Below are 737 nucleotides of genomic sequence, written 5' to 3' on the forward strand. Positions count from 1 at the left end.
GTATGAAACCACGCCGTCCAGTGCCCGCGCCGACCAGTTTTACGGCAACAGGGCCAAACCAGGTCTGGAGTTGGGACATTAGCTTCTGCGCCTCCGTTGTGCGAGGCCAGCACTGGTATCTCTACCTGATCATGGATATCTACAGCCGCAAAATCATCGCCTGGGAAGTTCACGACACCGAATCGGGCGAGCTGGCTAAACAATTACTGGAACGCGCTTTGCTGCGAGAAGGTTGCTGGCATCAACCACCGGTACTGCACTCAGATAACGGGGCGCCGATGACGTCCTATACGCTCAAAGCGAGGTTAACCGAACTGGGGATGTTGATGTCTTACAGTCGCCCGAGAGTAAGCAACGACAACCCTTACTCGGAATCGCTGTTCCGTACCGTCAAATATTGCCCAGCGTGGCCCACCAAGGGCTTTGCATCGCTGAGCGCGGTACGAGAATGGATGTTGGTGTTCGAGCGGGCTTACAACGAACAGCACCTTCACAGTGGCATCCAATATGTCACGCCAGCTGATCGACATCGTGGTGTTGATCGAAAACGCCTTGAACGCCGTAAAGCGGTTTATGAAAGTGCTAAGCGTCGATATCCGAAACGCTGGTCGGGCAGCACCCGAAACTGGGAGGTCACTGGTTCAGTGTCGCTTAACCCAGGGAAAGTGCAGGAAATCGAGCGTAATAAAAAGGCTGCTTAAGCGCAGCCATTTGGACAACTGGGTTGAAAATCACCG

At 54.0% G+C, this 737-nt stretch carries 1 protein-coding gene; it reads left to right on the plus strand.

Annotation, left to right across the window (positions count from 1 at the left end; genetic code table 11):
• Positions 1–701: DDE-type integrase/transposase/recombinase (locus tag INT21_RS01245; protein ID WP_193084752.1), on the plus strand; the 701-nt coding region annotated here is incomplete at its 5' end.
• Positions 702–737: the final 36 nt, after the last annotated feature.

The sequence above is a fragment of the Halomonas sp. 3F2F genome (genome assembly GCF_014897805.1).
GTDB lineage: Bacteria > Pseudomonadota > Gammaproteobacteria > Pseudomonadales > Halomonadaceae > Vreelandella.